Annotated in this window: 1 pseudogene; it reads left to right on the forward strand. The window is 44.0% G+C overall.

The window, feature by feature from the left end:
• Window positions 1-1,079 (forward strand): annotated as a pseudogene (locus ACGH6R_RS11135) (hypothetical protein); the annotation flags it as partial.

Here is a 1,079-nt window from a genome sequence, read left to right on the forward strand (position 1 = left end):
CATGACAGCAAAGGTTACTTAACCTTACCGAAGACAGTCAATCAGGCAATCATTGATATCACGGGTAACCTAACCGATCAGGACTTTGGTTATATCCATGGTGGTATTATTGAAGGTAAGCTTGTAGAAGACAGTGAAGGGACAGGTTCAAACTCAGCTGACAGTTATAAGGGGTTATCGGGTGTAAATGTTTATCTGTTAGACAGTGATAAAAAGCATGTGATGGATAAAGATGGCAAGCCAATGACGTCGATGACGGATAATAATGGTCAGTTTAGCTTCCGTAATCTGGCAATCGGTAACAATAGTGGCAGTGCTGTTACGCATCATATCCGTTTACTGTTTGGAAATTATCATGATGGCGTGGTGGGTTCAACGCAGGAGAGCCTGCTTTATGAACGCATTCCATCGTTTGAGAAGTACACAGACATCGACGGAAAAGTGGTTGAGCATCCGTTAATCGACTTGTCCTCACCACCGTCATCGATCGTGTATAACGGAGTAGGTGGAGCCCAAACCTTACCGATCGGTTTGAAAGATAACACGTTAACAACCTATTCGGCCTCGATTAACGATTTAATGTTGGGTTATCGGGCAGCGGATGCGGATATAACGGTTATAAAAACAGCGTTAAAAGATAATGTTGTGACAGGTGATATTGTTCCTTACAGCATAAAAGTGATCAATAACACGGTACAAACAGCGAATATCAAAGTGAAAGACATCTTACCGGCAGGGTTTAAGTATGTAAAAGGCTCTTCACGTTTAGATGGTAAGAAGATAGCCGACCCGAAAGGTGGAAAAGCGATGACTTATGATTCGTTGGAATTAAAAGGCAATGGTGAACTCGTTATTAACTATATGTTGGTTGTGGGCTCAGGCGTGACTCAGGGCGAGTACACCAATACGGCGATGGCACTGAGTAAACTGGGTCGAGTGGTATCGAATACTGCGCAGGCGACAGTGACAGTGACAGCGGACCCATTATTTGACAATGCATTAATCTTCGGAAAAGTGTTTGTCGACCGCAACGGTAATGGCGTACAGGATGAAGGTGAAGAAGGTCTGGGCGGCGTGAA

This window comes from Gilliamella sp. CG13 (assembly GCF_046635805.1).
GTDB classification, from domain to species: domain Bacteria; phylum Pseudomonadota; class Gammaproteobacteria; order Enterobacterales; family Orbaceae; genus Gilliamella; species Gilliamella apicola_I.